At 56.6% G+C, this 19,082-nt stretch carries 12 protein-coding genes and 3 pseudogenes; 9 read left to right on the top strand and 6 right to left on the bottom strand.

Annotated features, from left to right (window positions below; all coding sequences use genetic code 11):
- Window positions 1-582 (bottom strand): annotated as a pseudogene (locus tag SO180_RS32850) (glutamine--fructose-6-phosphate transaminase (isomerizing)); the annotation flags it as partial.
- 1,327 nt (window positions 583-1,909) lie between these two features.
- On the opposite strand from SO180_RS32850, the gene SO180_RS32845 reads away from it, so the two are divergent.
- The 3 genes from SO180_RS32845 (at window position 1,910) to SO180_RS32835 (ending at window position 3,255) form a co-directional block, all read left to right on the top strand.
- Window positions 1,910-2,110 (top strand): hypothetical protein, encoded by a 201-nt coding sequence (locus tag SO180_RS32845; protein WP_449382969.1) that lies wholly within the window; start codon window positions 1,910-1,912, stop codon window positions 2,108-2,110.
- A 192-nt stretch (window positions 2,111-2,302) separates the two neighbouring features.
- Window positions 2,303-2,779, top strand: a complete 477-nt coding sequence (locus SO180_RS32840) for a dihydrodipicolinate synthase family protein (protein WP_449382968.1) — start codon at window positions 2,303-2,305, stop codon at window positions 2,777-2,779.
- A 53-nt stretch (window positions 2,780-2,832) separates the two neighbouring features.
- Entirely contained in the window at window positions 2,833-3,255 is a 423-nt protein-coding gene (locus tag SO180_RS32835; RefSeq protein WP_449382967.1) for a dihydrodipicolinate synthase family protein, read from the top strand.
- Between the two features lie 685 nt (window positions 3,256-3,940).
- Here SO180_RS32835 and SO180_RS32830 read toward each other — a convergent pair.
- From SO180_RS32830 to SO180_RS32820, 3 genes and pseudogenes are all read right to left on the bottom strand, one after another.
- Window positions 3,941-4,450, bottom strand: a complete 510-nt coding sequence (locus SO180_RS32830; RefSeq protein ID WP_449382966.1) for a GSU2403 family nucleotidyltransferase fold protein — start codon at window positions 4,448-4,450, stop codon at window positions 3,941-3,943.
- A pseudogene (locus SO180_RS32825) lies at window positions 4,438-4,660 on the bottom strand (GSU2403 family nucleotidyltransferase fold protein); the annotation flags it as partial. The pseudogene SO180_RS32825 and the gene SO180_RS32830, both read right to left, overlap by 13 nt.
- A gap of 356 nt (window positions 4,661-5,016) precedes the next feature.
- The gene (locus SO180_RS32820; protein WP_449382965.1) at window positions 5,017-10,587 is read right to left on the bottom strand and encodes a trifunctional serine/threonine-protein kinase/ATP-binding protein/sensor histidine kinase; all 5,571 of its coding nucleotides are present in this window, start codon (window positions 10,585-10,587) and stop codon (window positions 5,017-5,019) included.
- A 674-nt stretch (window positions 10,588-11,261) separates the two neighbouring features.
- Between SO180_RS32820 and nolL the strand changes: the two genes are divergently transcribed.
- Both nolL and SO180_RS32810 read left to right on the top strand, forming a co-directional pair.
- Complete coding sequence (gene nolL, locus SO180_RS32815) at window positions 11,262-12,386, top strand: nodulation factor fucose acetyltransferase NolL (protein WP_449382964.1); 1,125 nt, start codon at window positions 11,262-11,264, stop codon at window positions 12,384-12,386.
- Between the two features lie 738 nt (window positions 12,387-13,124).
- Window positions 13,125-13,766: a hypothetical protein gene (locus tag SO180_RS32810; protein ID WP_449382963.1), complete on the top strand. Its 642-nt coding sequence runs from the start codon at window positions 13,125-13,127 to the stop codon at window positions 13,764-13,766.
- Between the two features lie 385 nt (window positions 13,767-14,151).
- Here SO180_RS32810 and SO180_RS32805 read toward each other — a convergent pair whose 3' ends face one another.
- Both SO180_RS32805 and SO180_RS32800 read right to left on the bottom strand, forming a co-directional pair.
- Complete coding sequence (locus SO180_RS32805; RefSeq protein WP_449382962.1) at window positions 14,152-14,526, bottom strand: hypothetical protein; 375 nt, start codon at window positions 14,524-14,526, stop codon at window positions 14,152-14,154.
- Between the two features lie 380 nt (window positions 14,527-14,906).
- Window positions 14,907-15,055, bottom strand: a pseudogene (locus SO180_RS32800) (IS481 family transposase); the annotation flags it as partial.
- Window positions 15,056-15,319: 264 nt separating this feature from the next.
- On the opposite strand from SO180_RS32800, the gene SO180_RS32795 reads away from it, so the two are divergent.
- The 4 genes from SO180_RS32795 (at window position 15,320) to SO180_RS32780 (ending at window position 19,081) form a co-directional block, all read left to right on the top strand.
- A complete protein-coding gene (locus tag SO180_RS32795; RefSeq protein WP_449382961.1) occupies window positions 15,320-15,514 on the top strand; it encodes a hypothetical protein in 195 nt (64 codons plus the stop codon).
- A 1,180-nt stretch (window positions 15,515-16,694) separates the two neighbouring features.
- Window positions 16,695-16,943: a hypothetical protein gene (locus tag SO180_RS32790; protein WP_449382960.1), complete on the top strand. Its 249-nt coding sequence runs from the start codon at window positions 16,695-16,697 to the stop codon at window positions 16,941-16,943.
- Window positions 16,944-17,100: 157 nt separating this feature from the next.
- A complete protein-coding gene (locus SO180_RS32785) occupies window positions 17,101-18,576 on the top strand; it encodes an acetyl-CoA carboxylase biotin carboxylase subunit (RefSeq protein WP_449382959.1) in 1,476 nt (491 codons plus the stop codon).
- 1 nt (window position 18,577) lies between these two features.
- Window positions 18,578-19,081, top strand: a complete 504-nt coding sequence (locus SO180_RS32780; RefSeq protein WP_449382958.1) for an acyl-CoA carboxylase biotin carboxyl carrier protein subunit — start codon at window positions 18,578-18,580, stop codon at window positions 19,079-19,081.
- Window position 19,082: the final 1 nt, after the last annotated feature.

Genomic DNA, 19,082 nt, shown 5'->3' with positions numbered 1-19,082 from the left:
GATCGCGTCCGAGCCCAGGAACATCTCGCCGTCGCCGTAGCCGACCGCGAGCGGCGGACCGTTGCGAGCGCCGATCATCAGGTCGCCCTCGCCCGGGAAGATGAAGCCGAGCGCGAACGCGCCGCGCAGCCGGCGCAACGCGAGCTTCACCGCCTCGACCGGCTTGTTGCCACGGGTGAGCAGATCGTCGACCAGATGCAGCACGATCTCGGTGTCGGTCTCAGTGCGGAATACCGTGCCCTTCGCCTCGAGCTCCTCGCGTAGCTCGCGGAAATTCTCGATGATGCCGTTATGGACCACCGCGACGCGTTCGGTGGCGTGCGGATGGGCATTGTGCTCGGTCGGCTTGCCGTGGGTGGCCCAGCGGGTGTGACCGATGCCGGTCGTCCCTTTCAGCGGATTGTCACGCAGCCGTGCCTCGAGGTTCTTCAGCTTACCTTCGGCGCGGCGGCGCTCCAGGTGATCGCCTTCGAGCGTGGCAACACCCGCGGAGTCGTAGCCGCGATATTCAAGCCGCTTGAGCGAATCCACCAATTGCTCTGCAACCGGTTCGAGCCCGAGAATGCCGACAATCCCGCACATGCGGATCAATATCCCCCAACCTCAAAGATAACTTTCAACGCAGCTTCATTGTTCTGCACACGCGATCGCCCAAGATACTAAAACAACTATTCGAGAAGATTGATGATTTCGGCTCAGCGATGTGCCGTTATCTTCATGCACGCTTACGCGCGAGGTCGCTTCAGCAGTCCCATTTCCCCAAGCCGCAGCGCGCCTTCGGTAAGAGCGATCGAATACCAGCACGTGAAAACAGCAAAGCAAACGACCGCTTCGATGCAATTCGAATAGTCATGCGCGAGCCGATGGATGCCGCATTTTATCGCAAACCATGGGACGCATAGCATCTTCTCCCGGTAGCGAAGATAACAACCGTAGTCACAATAGGGCTGTCGCGTGGACATATCTCGCAAGTAACCTGTCTCCAAGCATCGATGACACTCGGTGCAGATAGACGAACTGCTTGGCGTCCTGTGATTTACCAAAATGAACTTCATGATCGTTGGCTGCGCTGAGATTCATTCATGGAGGACCAACTCGACAACAGAGGTGCCAATGCTGTTAGAACGAAGCGCATAGCTTATTTACGAAACCTCCGCCTCAACGCTGTCCCTCACGCTCGGCACACAAAAGAGGCCCGGCCACATTCAGTGGCCGGGCAAAGTCAGTCTAGGGAGGAGCGACGCTGCTAACATCGCGCCAGCTTCCATCGGCAGCAGGAGGGCTACCACCGATGGTCCATTTGCGGCGAGGGCATTCGCCGCTAACCTTAAGCCACAAAAGGCCAATGTCCGTTCCGAGCAAAATTTGGCGTTTCTTTCTTCTGTTCAATTGAACCAGAGTCCAAGGAATTCGACCTAATGCTCGGCCCGATACAAAGATTTGGAGAACAACGGCCAACCCTTTGGGGGGTGCCGGCCGCGCCGAACCCGCGCGGCACTAGGTGAGTGGCCAGACTGCAGCGCGTGGCTTGATGCCTGACGTACACCCAAAATGTTTCTCCTCGCCTAGGCAAAGATCGATAATCATTCTGATGGGACCGAGGCTTTTCTCCAAACCGACGTCTTCTTATGCGACATCCAACAAGGTTGGTAAAATTCATTGTATTGATGTACCGCATCTACATCATGGATATTGTGGAGGCGCTCATTCGAGCTCAAGACCATGGGCGCATCATCCGTAAGAGTTTGGGCAGGTCAGCAATCGAACTGGCATGCAATTTGTCTTGGGCTTGGCTCGATATCGTGGCGCCGAACGGAGCCGTGCTTTCTGCAGGTGAGCGGCCAAACTTTTTTTACTTAGATCGCCGCTCAACTGGCTGGATACGACGTTTTTGTTGGGAATTTTTAGGATGGGCATCAACTCGGGTGGCGACAGCACTTCGATGCTGCTGGGCGAGCCAGATTGGGGGGCCTATCGGTTCTATCTGCCAAAGGAACGGCTACGGCCTGATGGAAAACAACTGACCGATTTTGGTCAAGAAGCTGGCGATCGGTTTGCAAACGGTGTCGTCTTCGTCTGTCTGGCGGCCATCGTTACCGACATGCTATAAGAGGGCGCGCCTTATGCGCGCCGCCGTCAGCTGCTTCTAGTCGGAATTCGCCTGCCTTGAAGGCGGGCAGTACAATTTGGCGGTCACGCGAGACGGCATGGAATCTGGATAGAAATTCGGCGCCCATTGCCGCGGTTCCGAGTCGGTTTGCTTTGCTCACGCCGGAAAATAATGAGGCATAGGAGGCGGGCCATGCCCCGACATGTGAACTATGTCCCGCACGGCGCGATTCCGGCGGTGCTGCTGCCATTTGATGGCGATCTCACCATCGACGAGGTGAGTTTCCGTAAGCACCTTCGAGACGTCGCATCTGTGCAAGACCTCTCGGCCATCACCGTCAATGCGCACTCGACCGAGGTTGGCTCTTGCAGTTTCGACGAACAGCGCCGGGTGCTCGACATCGCGCAGGACGAGATCGGAACCAAGCTGCCGCTGATCAACGGCATCTGGGCCGACGGCAGCCTTGAGGCGGCGCGCGTTGCGCGCATGGCAACACAAGGCGGCGCTTCCGCACTCTTGGTATTCCCGCCGGCGCTGTTCACCCTCGGCCAGTCGCCGCAAATGGTGCTCGCACATTTCAAGCGCATCGCCGACGCGACCGACCTGCCGCTGATCGCGTTCCAGTATCCGCTCGCGACCGGTCAAGGCTATCCGAAGGACACCTGCTGAAGCTGTGCGCGGAGGTACCGACCATCCGCGCCATCAAGGACTGGATCGGCAACGTGCCGCATCACGAGTGGCACGTGCGCACGCTGCAGAATCTGCCGCGGCCCGTGAATGTGCTCACCACGCATAGTGCCTGGCTGTTATCTTCCCTGGTGCTCGGCTGCAATGGATTGCTGTCAGGCTCCGGCAGCGTGATCCCAGAATTGCAAGCGCGCTTATTCCGCGCGGTGAAGGGCAACGACTTCGTCGAGGCAAGGCAGCTCAACAACCGCATCGAACCGCTGATGCGAGTGTTCTACGCTGATCCATTCGTCGACATGCACAACCGCATGAAAGAAGCGCTGGTGCTGTGCGGTAAATTGCCGCGCGCAGTAGTGCGCCCGCCGCTGGTGAAGATTGAGCGATCGGAGATCACGCGCATTCATCAGGGGATGATCGAGGCCGGTCTGCTCGTCAAGAGTGCGCACGATCCGGTGTAAAGAACACAGCAGAAAAGATTATCTACCTTCGGTTGCTGTATCCTGGATCGGGCGCGCCGCCTACACGCCGCGTACATCGCCGCCCAATGCGGGATGCAAGGGGCACCTCGACGTCACCACAACTTCCGTTCACCAGAGAGCCCGTCCAACGCCCTGGGCCTTAATGATCTTGGGCTTTGGTGAAGGCCTGAAGCAGGTATTCGAATCCAATCCTGGACCAGAATGTCGCACTCTGACCAGTATGCCAGTCGAGCGCGATCTAGCCGTGCTAATCAAGAGCTCCCGCGCTCTCTCCTTTGCTCCGCTCATTGCCCCGGCCGCGTTGATGATCAAATTGATAGCCACTTGTTGGAGACGAGCTCGATCCGCCAGACTGAGCGGCAAGGTTTCCGCAAGTTGCGTTTGCACCGCACGTTTTTGGGAAACTGATGGGGAAGTCCTTACCTGTGCCCACGAGCTGCAAGCTACGCGCAGCACATCGAACCACTGATAGTCATGGAGATGACCCGCGGTACCCAGGTCACGATCGATGATCGTTGGCGTGATCGGCAAGCCAACAGCTACATCATGGTCGGCGGTGCAGCCATGGCCGAACCGATCACGTTGGGGCCAAACTAAAGCTGCCGCCGCAATTGCGGCCGAAAGCGATGTGACGCCTGCGGATCGAGGCTCTACTCGGCTGCCATCAGCAACTCATTTGTTGTAAAAGTTTCCCCTTCGGAGAGCTTAGTTGCGTATTGGGCCAGGTCCAACCCAAGCCCTTCTCTAGTTCGGATCGGAGCGAAGTTCGGAAGTCATCGTCGTAAGTCGCGATGCTGGTGCGGATTGCGGCTTTCCATTGATCGCCACGATCCCATGCTTCCGCAAACGCGGCGGCGACATCGGCGTGCTGCCGGTTCGCAATCATTGCCTCGATGATCGATCTGGATTGAAGCCGATCTTTCGAACTCTTTGCGGTCGCATCGCGATCCTCCTTGCGGCGAGATCCGATGATGAGCTTATGGATGGCGTATTTTTCCGGCGACGAAATGAGAACCGGCACGCCCACACCAAGCAGCAGGACCGCGCGGATGGGCTGGTGGATCAGGTAGTCAAGGAAACGGAGCGGAAGTGCCGCCGCCCCGCCCAACGCTGGCATCGGGACAGGCTTGCCCGCCTGATCATCGGACCATTGGTTCGGCGTCAAGAACTCCACCTTGGAGTATCCCTCGATACGAACTGGGTGGAGACCCTTCCGTCGGCCTGGCTCGGAACCTCCCGGAAGGTCGTGTCAACCTGTCGAAGCACCTCTAGAATGGGAGGCATGGAGTCCTTGATGGCGACCGAGGTTTCGTGAAACTGTGCAAAGTCGGCGTCGCCGGTCTGCATCGCGGCCGCAACGAGCCGCCTGCCGAGCACGGTAGCATTGGTAGGCAACTGTGCCGACAAACACTCCCCTCATGCGGAAGAAGCCAGCCTTTCGCCAGCGCCTCCACCACTTGACCAGTCATTGTTAAGGCGTGCAGCAGATAGGCCTCTCCCGTCAATGTGGAGACGAGACGGCGACGTCCCTTCAGGTCGGCCTTCAAATCCTTGAACGCCTCGACCTGTGGAACGCCCGCCAAACCTCGTTGCCGGAACCTAGCTCGATTCGCTCCAACTGGCCCCCTGCAATTTATCCCGGCGGCAAGGTCGACCGAGCAAGGGCAGGATTGTTTTGGAAGCCGCACGGACGCTTGCGATCGGACTTTGCCGAGACTCTTTTTTCGCCCCCATCGCATCTCATGCAACTGGTATTCCATCGGCATGTAGAGCGGGATCGGTATCGCCCGGCTCTATAGGCAGCGTGAACTGAAAGACGGCGCCACGAGCCTCTTTCGCGCTCGCCCACATCCGGCCTCCGTGGGCCTCGATGATTGAACGGCAGATGGCTAGGCCCATGCCCATACCCTGCGCTTTGGTGGTGTAGAAGGCCTCAAAGAGGTGCTCCACACTATTCGAACCCAATCCTGGACCAGAATCTCGCACGCTGACCAGTACGCCAGTTGAGTCAGATCTAGCTGTGCTAATCAACAGCTCCCGCGCCCCCTCCTTTGCTCCGCTCATCGCCTCGGCTGCGTTGATGATCAAATTGATGATCACTTGTTGGAGTTGAACTCGATCCGCCAGAATGAGCGGCAAGGTTTCCCCGAGTTGCGTTTGCACTGAGACACTATTCTTCATCACCTCTGCGCGAGTCATGGCTATAACTTCAAGCACCACATCATTGATCGCCAAAGAGGCCTTCTGTGGAGGCGACTTCCTGATGAGCCCGCGAATCCTATCGATGATTTCTCCAGCTCGCGTACCATCTCTGATAATCAAACCGAATGTCTGCCGCACCCGCTCTAAGTTAGGCGGCTGAGCATTGAGCCAGTTTAGCCCGGCCCCGGCGTTGCTGATGACGCCCGCGATCGGCTGGTTGACTTCATGCGCAATCGAGGCGGTCAGTTGTCCCATTGTGGTGAGGCGATTGGCGTGTGCGAGATCGATTAGGGTCTCGCGATACCGCCGTTCGCTTTCGCGGGCTTCGGCTTCCGCCCGCTTGCGTTCGGTCAAGTCGACGACAAAAGCGACACCTTGTTGCTCGTTGAACGCGGCCGCCCCGATCAGCACCGGGACGCGAGTACCGTCCTTGCGGACGTATTCCTTTTCGTAAGCTTGGACAGCTCCTGTAAAATGGATCTCTGTCTGAGCGCGCGCAGTGCGCTCTTTCCAGTCTGGCGGAGTTAGATCGCTCCAGCGTATCCGGCCCGCGACGAGATCCTCTCGGTCGTAACCTACTATCTCGAGAAAGGCATGATTAGCCTCGAGGATGTCCCCCTCATGGCTGAAGAAAAAGATTCCGATAATGTTGGCGTCGACCAGGCGCCGGATTTTCGTTTCACGTTCCTGAACATCACGGTACAAACGGCTGTTTTCGAGCGCTATCGCAGCTTGCGAGGCAAGCAGCTTTAGCACCGAACTCCGGGCCCGCGCGAAGATGCCAGCCGCCAAGTTATTTTCGAGGTAGAGCATGCCGATGAGCTTGGCTTGAGTGATTAGCGGAAGGCACAGAACGGAGCGCGACCCGCGTGCGCGGATATAGGGGTCGTTAGCAAATGAAGATTGGACGGCGGCATTATCGAGAATGACATTTTCACCGGTGCGCATGACGTAATGGAGCACCGACTCTGGGAGAGCTGCCGCGGTCACTGCTTGCTCATGCATATGCACAAGAAGCAATTGACTGGCCGTTGTCGCCTCTGCTTCGATCCGCGGTTCATTGCCACGGAGCAAAATCAAAACACCTCGCTCGGCACCGGCCTGCTCAATTGCGGTGCGCATGAGCTTATCAATGAGCCTTTGCAGGACAATCTCACCAGAAACCGCCTGCGAGACTTTGATCACCGTAGCAAGGTCGAGATGCTCAATCGGCGCCCCTATGCTTGTGCCGGACAAGGCTCGAGTTGCATCCTCCTCATTCAGATAGGGATACAACTCGCCAAGTTGACGCACTTTGCCATCCGCTCCCCAACGCAAATAGTTGAAGCGTGCATCTCTCAGATATGTCTTTGCGATCCTCTCATACCCACGCGCAGCATAAAACCGCCCCGCAAGTTCGCAGGCGATCGCTTCATGGTGAACAAAACCATTAACCGCTGCGGATTGTATGGAGAGTTCGTAGAGGCGCATTGCTTCTGCATCACGATTGTCAATCCGTGCGATTTCGGCTGAAACCAAAGCAGCTCGGTGTTCAAAATTTTCAGGGCAATTCATCGCCCACGCCTGAAGGTGTTTGTGATGGGCGCTTATGATATCTCGATGCAGTTGTACTTCACTCGCGGCTGAACCGTCGCAATGGCAAGAGTGAGACAGCGCACCGTAGAAGTGGAATTCCGCTGTTGAGCCTTCTGTCGGTATGGTCCACATTTGAGGCTCTGCCTTTGACCTCGCATTGATTGCAGCGACATAGTCACCGGCTAGGAAACGCGCCTGGAGCTTACGGATCCAATAAATGGCACCAAGGGCGGGTGCCTGCGGTCCTTGCTCGAGCGAGCGCTCGATAGCCAATTCGTCAATTTCTTCGTCATCAAAGCAGCCGAATGTGCGCGTGAGGCCACGCATGGTGCGAACGAGTCCAAGCTGCAGATGTATAATGTCGGCTGCGAAGCGGAACTTCATCTTACGAGCGGCGGCGAGGTTTCTCTCTATTTCGCGCTGTATGCCTTCCAGAGGATCGCCCTCGGCTATCATGTTTGAAGTCAAATGGGCCAGACTGTAGGCCTCATAAATGAGATCGCCGACTTCAGTGGCCGCCTTCAACGATCGCGATATCAAATCGCGACTGCCCCGGTGTTTGGTCCAAGGGATCACAGTCGATCCGACGGCTAGATAGACCGGAGCCTGAAAGCGGCTCAACCCGTGACGATCGACGAGATCGCAGGCGAGCAGACCAAATCGATAAGCCGCCTGATAATCGCCGAAGCGGCCACCTAAGACCCTGTTAAGCCAAGCGTAGTGTGCGCACGAAGCATCAGAGTTGCCGTAGTCGAGGCTAAGATTCACCGCTCGGCATATGACTAACGTGGACAGGTTGGCATCAGTAAATACCGCGGGAGGAAGGATCCGCGTCAAGACCGTTAAAATAGCAAGGCACGTCTCGTCTTTCATTAAAGGCAGATCTGCTATCCTTTCAATCTGGCCATCAGTGATCTTGGACCACATCAGCTGATATTCGGATAGAGCCTCCTCCTCCGTTGGACGTGGCGACCATTCAAGCCCGACGCCGCGCAGATAATCGAGACCCACCGCCACCGCGCGCTCGAGGTCGCCGCGCGTTAGATACAGATCGATTCGCAAGCAGGCTACACTGGCTTGTTCGACCGCATCCATACCACGCCTGGAAAGCGCGGATAGGCGCTCCTCCGCGGCATCCAGCTCGCCGGTCAGGAATTCGCATTCGGACCGGTTCAGCTCCAGTGCGAAGGTTAAGTCGCGTTGATTTAGCCACGAGTCTTTCGCGAGCAGCGCAATACCGGCGATCAGGTATGTGAGCGCAGATGCGTAAGCTGCGGACGCTTTGGCACGCTGGCCGGCGATCAGGTTGAATTCTGCGAGCTGCTCCCGCTCCTTACTGGAGGTTATTAGGGACAGACCTCGATTGAGCTGATTAACAATATTAAAGATAGCCGCGCGACGGCTCTCCGGAGATGTATGTGCCGCGAGCATCCGGCCAATCCGCAGATGAGCTGGAGCGCGCGATTCCTCCGGGACCAACGAGTAGGCCGCCTCCTGAATTCGATCGTGAATGAAGCTGTACGTGTCTGCGTGCCGCTCGACTAGATCCTGATGGATCGCCGGCCATAGAAGCGCGTGCACCCGCGCCTTGGAAGTCCCGAAAACAATTGAAAGTTCCGATGTTTCGGCGATGTTACCGAAACAGGCGAGTTGCTGTATCGCGTTCTGCGTTGCGGCTGGTAGGCGGGTGAGTTTCCCGACCATCAGGTCCACTACGTTATCGGTGTACCCCTTTTCGTGGATGCGTTCGAGATCCCAAGACCAGCGCGCCGCGTTGTGATCGAAGGTCAACAGCTCTTCTTCGGCAAGTGCAGAAATGAACTGAATGACAAAGAACGGATTGCCCACAGTCTTCTGGTGAACCAGCTGCGCGAGTGGTGCTGCGCGCTTCGGCTCGCAGCGAAATGCATCCGCGACCAGCTGCTCGACATGCCGGGGGGTGAGTGGCAGAAGCGTGATCTCTTCCACGTTCCTGCCCGCGCTGCTAATGCTATCGAGTTTGCGTTTCAGAGGATGGCTGGAATCAACCTCGTTACTCCGATACGCACCGATGAGCAGCAGTTGCAAATCGGCCTCTGTCAGGAGATGCTCGAGCATGTCAAGTGTTGCCGCATCGAACCACTGCAAATCGTCCAAGAAGATCACCAACGGATGGTGCTGGCGGGCGAAGACGCCGACAAACCGGCGAAATACCAGCTGGAATCGAGTTTGCGCTTGCTGGGGCGGAAGCTCCGGAACGGCAGGCTGTTCGCCGATGATCAGCCGTAGGTCGGGAATTAGGTCTGTCATCAGCCGTCCGTTCGGACCAAGCGCATCCAGGAGTGCGGTGCGCCAGATCGCGAGCTCAGCGTCACTTTTGCCGAGAAGAGGCCGGACAACACCCTGAAACGCCTGAACTAGCGTCGCGTAGGGAATGTCGCGCTTGAATTGATCAAATTTGCCGGACGCGAAGACCCCGCGCGAGGGCACTAAAGCTTTATGCAGCTCATGGACGACGGACGACTTGCCGATGCCGGAGTAGCCGGCGACAAGTACCAACCCTGGCGCGCCACTCTTGACGACTCGATCGAAAGCGGCGAGCAGCGCTTCGATCTCGGAGCCTCTCCCGTAGAGCTTCTCGGGGATCAGCAGGCGATCTGGTGTATCCTGTTCGCCTAGCTCAAATGGTTCGATACATCGGTAGCTTGACCATTCGACGAGACAGCGCCGAAGATCGTGCTCGAGGCCGGCGGCCGTCTGATAACGATCCTCCGCGGCCTTGGCCAGCAACCTCATCACTATCTGGGAGAGCTGCTCCGGGATGCTTTCGGATTTGTCGCTCGGTGCTATTGGTTTTCTCGCGATATGACAATGGAACCACTCCATTGGGTCTAACGCGGCGAACGGCAAGGCACCTGTGAGCATCTCGTAGAACGTGACGCCGAGTGAGTAGAGGTCACTGCGGGAATCGATCGAACGGTTCATTCGTCCCGTCTGTTCGGGCGCCATGTAGGGCAGTGTGCCCGCGATGAACTCGGGCGGTTCGCTCGCCTGCCGCTCGCGCGGGTGACGCGAAGCAAGACCAAAGCCGGTGAACCGGGCCTCTCCGTCTGGACAATTCACCAGAATATGCGCCGGCTTCACGTCTCTATGGACCAAGCCGCTCCGGTGAATACTACCGAGAGTTGCCGTAATGCTAACCGCCAGTCCCAGAAAGCAGTCCAACTCCAGAGGTGCGCCCAGCAAGTGAACCAGGGGTTCACCGGCCGGATCCTCCAGAACCAGAGTGGTTCGGCCACCGTCGCGGACTAGCTCCAGGGGCCGCACCGCCCATTTCCCCCCGAGCCGTTCCCCTAGTTCATATTCATGAGCCAGGCGGTCAAGCGCAGCACGCGGAGGATGCAATGTAGCCGGTCGCACAATTAGAACTGGTTGTCGGTCACCATCTGCGGTCCGACGCCATGCGCGGCAGAAGACGCAATCACCGTCTTCCCAGAGGACCGCCGAATCGTCATGTCTTTCCATGTCGAACTGAGGCGGCTTTTCCTGCGACATTCGACCGTCCGGTCGATGATATTACGCTCAGTTAGAACCTGCCATATATTACGCAACATGACAATTTCTGCTCGCTGAGGAGCCTCTCGGATCTCCCTTTATCTGTAGCGATCCGAGGTGGGACGCTAATCCTGCACGGGAGGAAGCCGCCCTCAGAAACGCAAGGACGGTGCGCCATTCGCCCACTTCTCGCATTGGTTTGAGATACAACCATGAGGCGATTGCGGCCCGCAAGAATTCATCATCGCTTGCACCGCTCTCGCAAGGGACATGACTTGATGCACGATCCAAACGTGATCCGCTCGACGAGTGCCCAATGCCGCTTTCAAGGCGCCGCGAGTGCGATCGCGAGAGCTGAGCACGAACAACACGTGAATTCGGTCTTGATGCGGCGACACCACGAACGTTTCCCCGCAAGATGTCTGGAGGAGATACAAAGTGCGCGACGAAGCCGATTAGCCAATGTGCTAGATGCGTTGCACGTCCCGGATTGACAAAGGTCTGAGTGCTATCACGGCCGATCCGGCCGCATCCAGAGAGCCTTGAATTTACCCAAAAAGCATCCCGCTTCCTACATCCTCGCCGCTCTCAAGCGTTGAGGTCATCTTCCATTGAGAATGGAAATAGGGCAGAACCAAAAGCGGACAACCTGCCAACGGCGTGCGCACGGAACAATGGTTAGAGAGCTTGATACTGACAAGACACCAACAGCGTCGACAGAACGCAACTCGCGCTCAGCCGACAGAAATCTGGGTTTTGATTTCGCTAAAGGCATCCTCATCATTCTGGTGATCGTGGGACACCTATTACAATATGTCGTCTACAGAGATAATCAGTATTGGTATTCACCATACTTCAAGTCGATCTACATGTTTCACATGCCCCTCTTCATGGCGATTAGCGGATATCTGTCCTCGGGCGCACTTTTGCGAAAATCGTTCACTCGCAGCGTCAAGGACCGCGCGGTGCAGTTACTGCTGCCTATGCTGTTCTGGTGCACGCTCATGGAAACGGTTAAGTTGGCCGCATTTTCGCCCGCGCCAAGCGTAGTAAACGGTGCGCTGGAATTCCCAAGGGAGTTCGCTGGCACATACTGGTTTATATGGGCAACGTTTGCTTCTTTTCTTCTCGTTGGACTTCTCATCGCTGCTAATCTGCGGTCGACATGGATGGTATCCGTATCTGCGGTCCTGATCGCACTCGCGCCGGTCACATTTTCGATATTCCCCTCGATCAGGTACACTTATCCGTTCTTTTGCCTCGGGTTCGTGCTCGCCAAGTCTTCTGACTGGCGGACCAGCGCCCTCTTACGTCACAAGTCCCTTTTGCTTCTCTTGCTCTTTGGTCTCGCTTGCGTGTGCTTCCTGGCTTGGGACAAGGAGACTTATGCCTATAGCAATCTTGTTCTGCTTCACGATGCACAGTCGGCCAAACAAGTATCGCTGATGTTCGTTGGCTCTGCAGCAGCCTCAGCTGTCGCCGCGGAAGTGATGCTGCGATGCTGGAACTTTTGTGGTTCAAGTCGGATAGCTCGCTTTATCGCGGTAGACCTGGGTCAGAGCACCCTGCTACTTTATCTCCTTCAAGGAAGCGTCTTTCGTCTCATGGACCTGGTCCAGTTTGGAGAGCTCTGGGATCCATCGACCAGGATCGCGGTCGCGATTTCGCTTGGTGTGACCATTATTGTTATCGCGACGGGCATTCGCTGGATTGTGCAAGACTTTGGATTAATGTCGCGAATTGTTCTCGGAGCACCGCCACGCTCAGGTCTGCTGAAAACTCAATCTGTTTCTACTTAGCCCTGCAAAAACCAGAGGCGCTGATCGAGACGTGCGACAGAAACACGTGTCAAAAGCCATAGTGCCCAACCTACGCCGCCGATACAAAAGCACTTCGAGGGCGTAGCACCGCCGCCTCAACGAGGGGCATCAGAAATCCAAGCATCGCACGGTGCAGAGTCTCATGTTCCCCCGGCTAAGTTATGATCGTTGGTGCTGGTTAGAGATTATCTTCTCATCCAGCGATTGCGGCGGTCTCAGTCCGCTGCTCAACTCCTCTCGATCTGAAGTCTGGCTTCTTAACAACGATCATGTCCTCGCACGAGAACGCTCGCGCCTGAGCCGTCCGTTCGGCAGCTCCCAGCGCAAAGCTCGACCAGACGCGGTCGAATTGTGTGCCGCAACGAGCCCGGCCGGTTGACTGCCGTGGACGTAATCCGCGATGGAGTCATTGTCGCACCGTTCTATCCATGAGGTGAATGCGCTCCATCATAACAATCTATTTTACCGAACCTGAGGAACACTGCTAGTCAACGCGGCGGTTGAGCTCGGGGATGGAGCAGGTCGTGAGGATTAATCGTCGGCTGTTGAGGGCAGTTCCTCCAGGTGGCCTCGTTCGCCACCTGCTCAACAGCAAGGCTTCAGAAGGGCCGTTCGAACGGTTATCGGCAGGTCTCGTCAAGCGGCATCCTCACGCGGGCTGCAGGCCAGCGCTGCGCAACAAAAGATCCGTGTGCCAGAACGATACATGAGGCAGCCATGACTATGACAACGTACGTGCCTAGAAAATCCAGGCCGGTTGAGGGCCTGAACCAAGCTTATCGGGAGATAGTGGTTTGTTTCTTTTCGCAGCTCCTTCGATATTTTGTCCTTCCTCTACGCGCTTTCGCCCACTCATCGCCCATTCAACTGAAAGCCGATACCGATCCAAATATCCCCACAGCACCGCCGCCTCGAGAACGTGCTGAGCACCTTCATCCCTGCAATTCGCGTATTCAATATCTTAAGCAGAGGATCGAGCTACAAATTGAAGAGGTTGCAGGGCTGATCTGCGAGGACGAGAGCGCACTCGAAGCGACCCGGCTCCTCGATGCACTTACAAACGAGCTCGTAGCAGCGAAGCTCGGCCTATGCCCGGAAATCGACGAACAAGCCGACAGTGCGGCCATCAAAGAGGGCGCGAGCCGTCTGGAGCAGGAGTACGGCAAGCTATACGAGCCACAACAGCTTCTGACACTGGGACGGCTTTTCGATGAAGCAGTCTTGGCATTACCCCCAAGCATGCGAACTCCTTCCAACCGAACAGAGATCGCAAGACTCATTTTAGGACGCACATCTTTTACTCGAGTCGAACTTGGACTTCTTGTTGAGTTGATTATCGCTCTCGTAGCTGCCGCATGATATAGCTGATGGCCTTGCCATCGCTATGAGATAGAGCACATGATTTTGCAAAAGAGACGTCGAGCTGCTTTCGCCTCAGCGTGGGGTGGCTCGACAAGACGACGTTTTAGTATAGCGGCGGCACCTGATCTCGCCGCCCAATCTCCAAGTTCACGGCAGAGCGGACTTCCTTCCCGGCGTCGCTGATACACTCATATAAGCCGCAGCATCATCCATGCCGGCTATCCGCCCCGGTGGGTAATGAACGACACATCGCTTGGCGACCTTTTGGCGCAACCGAACGCCGCCCGCAAATGCAGACTAGCAGATGCTTCCGCGGCTTCTAGGCACTCTATCGATCCGAACTAATGTGTTGCTTTGCTCGTAGTGGCTCAATTGCCAACGTTCAACCGGCCGCTCGAATTACGGCGAGGACAATGGTTACCCACGTCGCCACACAGAACAATAAGACAGCGCGCCATGCCCATACCCTGAATCGACGGCGCCAGTTGACCAGCTCCGAGGCGGAACCGGTGAAGCAGCGGCCCCGCACGACCCCGACCATCTGGCTGTAGTCGTGAAATTCAAACTGCGAACGATTCTTGCGAATGTACTTGATCCGATCCTGAGGTGAGAAGCAGTAGGCCCATATATTTTCAGCCTCCTCCTGTTCGTTCTTAGACACGCCGCATTTGGCACCTACGGGATAGTCGCCTGGTATGATACCGTGCTCTATGCCGAGCGCGTAGGTGGAGAGCGAATGCAATTGCGATTGAAGCATGGTGGCTACCTTTAATGTTTCGCGCTCCGAACCTACAATGTGACGTTATGTGCATTTCAAGCTTTTCCTCAGGTCACCACCAAATCAAATTGGCTCCAACCGTGACCCATTGCTAAGCCTGCGCACATGACCTCCCAATCTTGCGGACGCGGAGGTGCGCTGACAGCAACTGTTCGGCTCGCCTCGCAAGCGCTGCCGCCTCTCATGCGACCGTCTCTGCTTAGTTCGTCGTTCTCGTTCACGGCGCGCGGGCGAACGTAGAACGGACCGTTTTCTGACCCACGCGTGGTGCCGTCTTGCGACTGAGCGGCCAACTCTTTCATGTCTCGCAACGTCTCCGGATCGCTTTGACCTCCGGCAATCGGCTGATGACATGGCGCCAGATGCGGGATGGTCGGTTGGCCCCGCATAGAGGCAATCGTCGAGCGGCAGCAGCGTGTGCAGCCCGGAAAGCGACGATGATCACCTCTTCCTTGACGAAAAGGACAGTCGACCTGGCTTCCCCGGGATCAGTCGAACGATCGGCGATCCCTCGCGCTGCGTCTTCTAGTTGGTAGAGCGCAGCATACAAGAATGTTGCGCGGCCTCGACCTGCCGCGGCCGTAATCCCGCTTCCAATCGCCAAAACCCAACTACGCGAGCGCGATCGGAAGCCGAGCCCAATACGCCATCGGAAACCTGCGTTGATGAGTAATAATCTCCAGATGTAACCTGACGTAGCGTTAGATTTGTGTTTTGCGTTGGCTCTGTTAAGCAGAAGGACGGGTGGATTTAGCTAAAGAAGTGACGATCGATGAACAAATTCTTGTTTGTGACTGCGACCGCCATAACGATTGCAGCGACGGAGCCGACTTTTGTCGCTGAGGCCGCAGGACCGGTCGACACCAATGCGCAGGTCGCCGATACGTTCGATCTTTGCAGCGCCAGCCCGGAGATGGAATGGCTCTGCCGAACCTTTTTTTGCTTGGTCGACCCGGAGTGCAGATAGAGTCGTAGAGTCCGTCTAATTAGCGGGTTCTGATTCCCTCGCGCCGAGCTGATTCGGCACGATGGACTTCGATGAAGGACTGTTCTGAACCCGCGACTTGTCTGATCGGTCACGCCCCATGTGGCGACAAGGAAAAACATGCGGGGTTAACTCCAGACGTCGCTGCAGGGCATCGATCTCTGCTGCGCGAACTGCTGGATTGCGGCTCGGGCACATTGAGATAAAGGGGCGCGCCGAGCACGACACTTGCTCTCAGTCAACATCGACGGAACTTCAATAGTTGCCCCATGCGTGCAACGAAGGCGCGTCGCGCAGGTACCAACCCTTAATCTTTGAGGACTAGCCGATTGTCCCAGCATCGGAACAACGCGATGGCAACAGCCGCTGCCACGAGCCGATCCCTTCAAAGAGATCGTTAACCTCACCTACCCTCGCGCCACAAGAAGGTGCGATCAGAACGACGCTTACCAGGATCGGCCACGATGCACTGTGATTTCGCGGGGTGAGCCGCGAAGTCGTCTCTCATTTTTTTCCTTTCGCCCTGCCTCTAGACATTGTCGCAAATGATACGCCTGCCGCTGCCATACGAATTCACACAATTTCATCAAGTAAGCCGCTCGGAAGGCTTGAATCGTACGTAGCGTCAAATTGTAAGGTCTCGAACAAGTGGCGGTGGTCTCCGGCGAGGCCGACGCTCGAAGTCGTTTAGGGATCGTCAATGTCCAGCCTGTGCAGGTCTCGCCGCACGACATCATCAGGGTCCAGACACACATACAATGTCGTATCGTACTCATCGTCACAAACCGGATAGGTGTCCGGTATGCACCAATCCTACGCGCTACGCGCGTGCCCGACACAGAACATTGTGATGGCCATGAACGACGTGCAGCTAACTGGCGTCCCGAGCCGAGTTTAGCACGTGTCTGTCATCTGCCATTTTCGGATGCGTTCGAACTCACCTTGCAGTGACGGCGACCGCACCGATGGCCAACACCATCGATCCGACTTCCACCTTCAAATGGGTCTCTTGCCGGGAACGTCGCTAATCTGAGCCTTTGGCTTCCTTTGTTGAGTGTCGTGCACGACACTCAACACGGCACAACTCACCATCAAAGAGGATATCGTGAACCCAATGCAGCGTCCCCTACCTGATCGGGCCTATCGAGCAGGTTGCCATCGCATGGCTTTCATTGTTTTTGCGGCTTTGAATTCTCTAACCTTTGAATGCGCAATCGCCGGAGATCGACAAGCGACGGCGGATGAGCAGAAGGCTTGCACCCCGGACGTGTTTCGGCTGTGCAGCAGTGCCATCCCGGATGTCGAGGCTATCACTTCTTGTCTTCGAACCAAGTTCACCAGCTTGAGTGACCAGTGTCGCTACGTGATCTCAGTGCATGAAAGTGCAAAAGCAAAATCAGGCTCGAAATGACTTCAGCTCATACCTTTGATGGTCCCGGTCGGCGTTTCCAGCCTCCAAAGGACAGTCGCCGGGATTTTCACCTTCATGTGACTGGTACGGACAGCTGCTCGTAGACCCAACAACTCTCGAACGTCGTGATTCCCCCCCTCTTTGGACGAATACGCGGATGCAGATCCTGCCCTTCAATACAGTTCTCATCGCCAATAGGGGCGAGATAGCTGTGCGCATCATCAAGACGTTGCGCAAGTTAGGGCTACGATCAGCTATCGTCTACCACGACGTCGATGCGGGCACGCCGGCCGTTTCTATGGCGGACGCAGCGATTGTCATCGAGGGTCGCTCACCGAGCGCGGCCTATCTTGATGCCGAGCAAATCATCGCTTGCGCCGTCAGATCAGGTGCCGGCGCCTTGCATCCCGGCTATGGCTTTCTATCGGAGAGCGCTGACTTCGCGAGAGCCGTTGCCAGGGCAGGCATTGCCTTCGTCGGGCCCGCTTCCGAAAGCATCGATCTAATGGGTGATAAAATCCGCGGCCGCAGATTTGTTCAGCAAAGTGGATTTCCCGTCGCGCCTTCAGCCGTCGAAGAAGACGATCCAGAGACCTTCCTTTCTAGAGCGCGAGCCCTTGGCCTCCCTTTGCTGATCAAACCGTCAGCGGGCGGCGGCGGCAAGGGTATGCGGATTGTGCGCAATCTCGAAATTCTCGACGACGCGATTGCTCAAACACGCCGGGAGGGGCAGCGGTACTTCGGGGACGGCCGGCTTTACGTCGAACGCTATGCTGAACGCCCGCGCCACATCGAAGTGCAGGTGCTAGCCGATTCCTTCGGAAACGTGGTCCACCTCTTCGAAAGAGAGTGCTCGGTGCAACGCCGTTTCCAGAAGATCATTGAGGAGACGCCCTCACCTGCCTTGTCGCCGGAGCTGCGGAAACGGGTCTGCGAAATGGCGGTCGGCATCGCTCGTAGCGCCAACTATCGAAATGCGGGAACTGTCGAGTTCATCTTTGATGGAAGTGAATTCTACTTCCTTGAGATGAACACCAGGCTTCAGGTTGAGCATCCCGTAACCGAGATGGTCACCGGCATCGACATTGTTGCCGAACAGCTTCATATCGCTGCGGGTCATAAGCTCCGCTTTTCACAGTCCGATATCGTCTCAAAGGGTCACGCGATTGAGGCCAGAATATATGCTGAATCTCCTGAACGAGACTACGCTCCGACGACCGGCAAGATACTCAAGCTGGAGTACCCAGCGACTGCGGGCGTACGAATTGACAGCGGAATCGTTCAAGGTCAGACAATTACGACAGCATTCGATCCCTTGCTCGCAAAGGTCGTCGTACATTCGCACACGCGCCGCGAAGCCGCATCAACGTCCCAACGCGTAATGCGCGAGTTGGTCCTTCTTGGCTGCGAGACAAACGTCGATTTCCTTTCGCGTCTGCTCGTGGACGAGGCGTTTTTGACTGGACAGATCCATACCGGGTATCTCGATGACAATCCGCAAGTCGCAGTTGGCCAATGTGCGAGCGATCTACCCGCCGTCCTAGCAGCCGCCGCGCTCCTGACCAGGGCCGTTCGTGATTCGGCAGATGCCGTACCCACGCTCCACGCGGAGCTCGGCAAGTGGAGAAACTGACGTGAGGCACTCTTTTGCGCTTGATGTTGAGACTTATGAATTGTGGCTCTCACCTGGCCAACACGGCTATCGTCTTCACCTGGATGACGAGGTCATTGCACCGGTGACGTTCTTGCATCAACTCGACGGCAGCGGTCTTCTTGTCATTCCGAGCGACACCATCCCGGTCAAATTCGCAATCGGCGGTGATACGCTTTACCTGCATATCCGCGGTAGGACGCACATCCTACAATATCGCGATCAATTGCGAGCGCTCGCTTCGTCACACGCGCAGGCGGATGATCTTGTAGCCCGCGCACCGATGCCGGGCGTCGTGGTTGCGACCGAGGTTTCACCTGGTGATGTCGTTTCCGCAGGCGCTAGGCTGATGTTGGCCGAGAGTATGAAGTTAGAATTTGTCGTACGCTCCCCGCGGAACGGTGTGGTCGAGCGCATACACTTTAAAGTCGGCGAAAGCTTCGAGCGAGACTCCGCGCTGGTTACGTTTTCCGAGGAAGGACGCTGAT

This window comes from Bradyrhizobium sp. UFLA05-112 (assembly GCF_053572325.1).
Note: the sequence above shows the minus strand (reverse complement) of the source record. Positions and strands in the feature narration are given on the sequence as shown.

Bases quoted from the DNA above. Each gene is read 5' to 3' on its own strand.
- SO180_RS32845 (WP_449382969.1), top strand. From the start codon at position 1,910: ATGGGCATCAACTCGGGTGGCGACAGCACTTCGATGCTGCTGGGCGAG.
- SO180_RS32840 (WP_449382968.1), top strand. From the start codon at position 2,303: ATGCCCCGACATGTGAACTATGTCCCGCACGGCGCGATTCCGGCGGTG.
- SO180_RS32820 (WP_449382965.1), bottom strand. From the start codon at position 10,587: ATGTCGCAGGAAAAGCCGCCTCAGTTCGACATGGAAAGACATGACGAT.
- nolL (WP_449382964.1), top strand. From the start codon at position 11,262: ATGGTTAGAGAGCTTGATACTGACAAGACACCAACAGCGTCGACAGAA.
- SO180_RS32810 (WP_449382963.1), top strand. From the start codon at position 13,125: ATGACTATGACAACGTACGTGCCTAGAAAATCCAGGCCGGTTGAGGGC.
- SO180_RS32805 (WP_449382962.1), bottom strand. From the start codon at position 14,526: ATGCTTCAATCGCAATTGCATTCGCTCTCCACCTACGCGCTCGGCATA.
- SO180_RS32795 (WP_449382961.1), top strand. From the start codon at position 15,320: ATGAACAAATTCTTGTTTGTGACTGCGACCGCCATAACGATTGCAGCG.
- SO180_RS32790 (WP_449382960.1), top strand. From the start codon at position 16,695: ATGGCTTTCATTGTTTTTGCGGCTTTGAATTCTCTAACCTTTGAATGC.
- SO180_RS32785 (WP_449382959.1), top strand. From the start codon at position 17,101: ATGCAGATCCTGCCCTTCAATACAGTTCTCATCGCCAATAGGGGCGAG.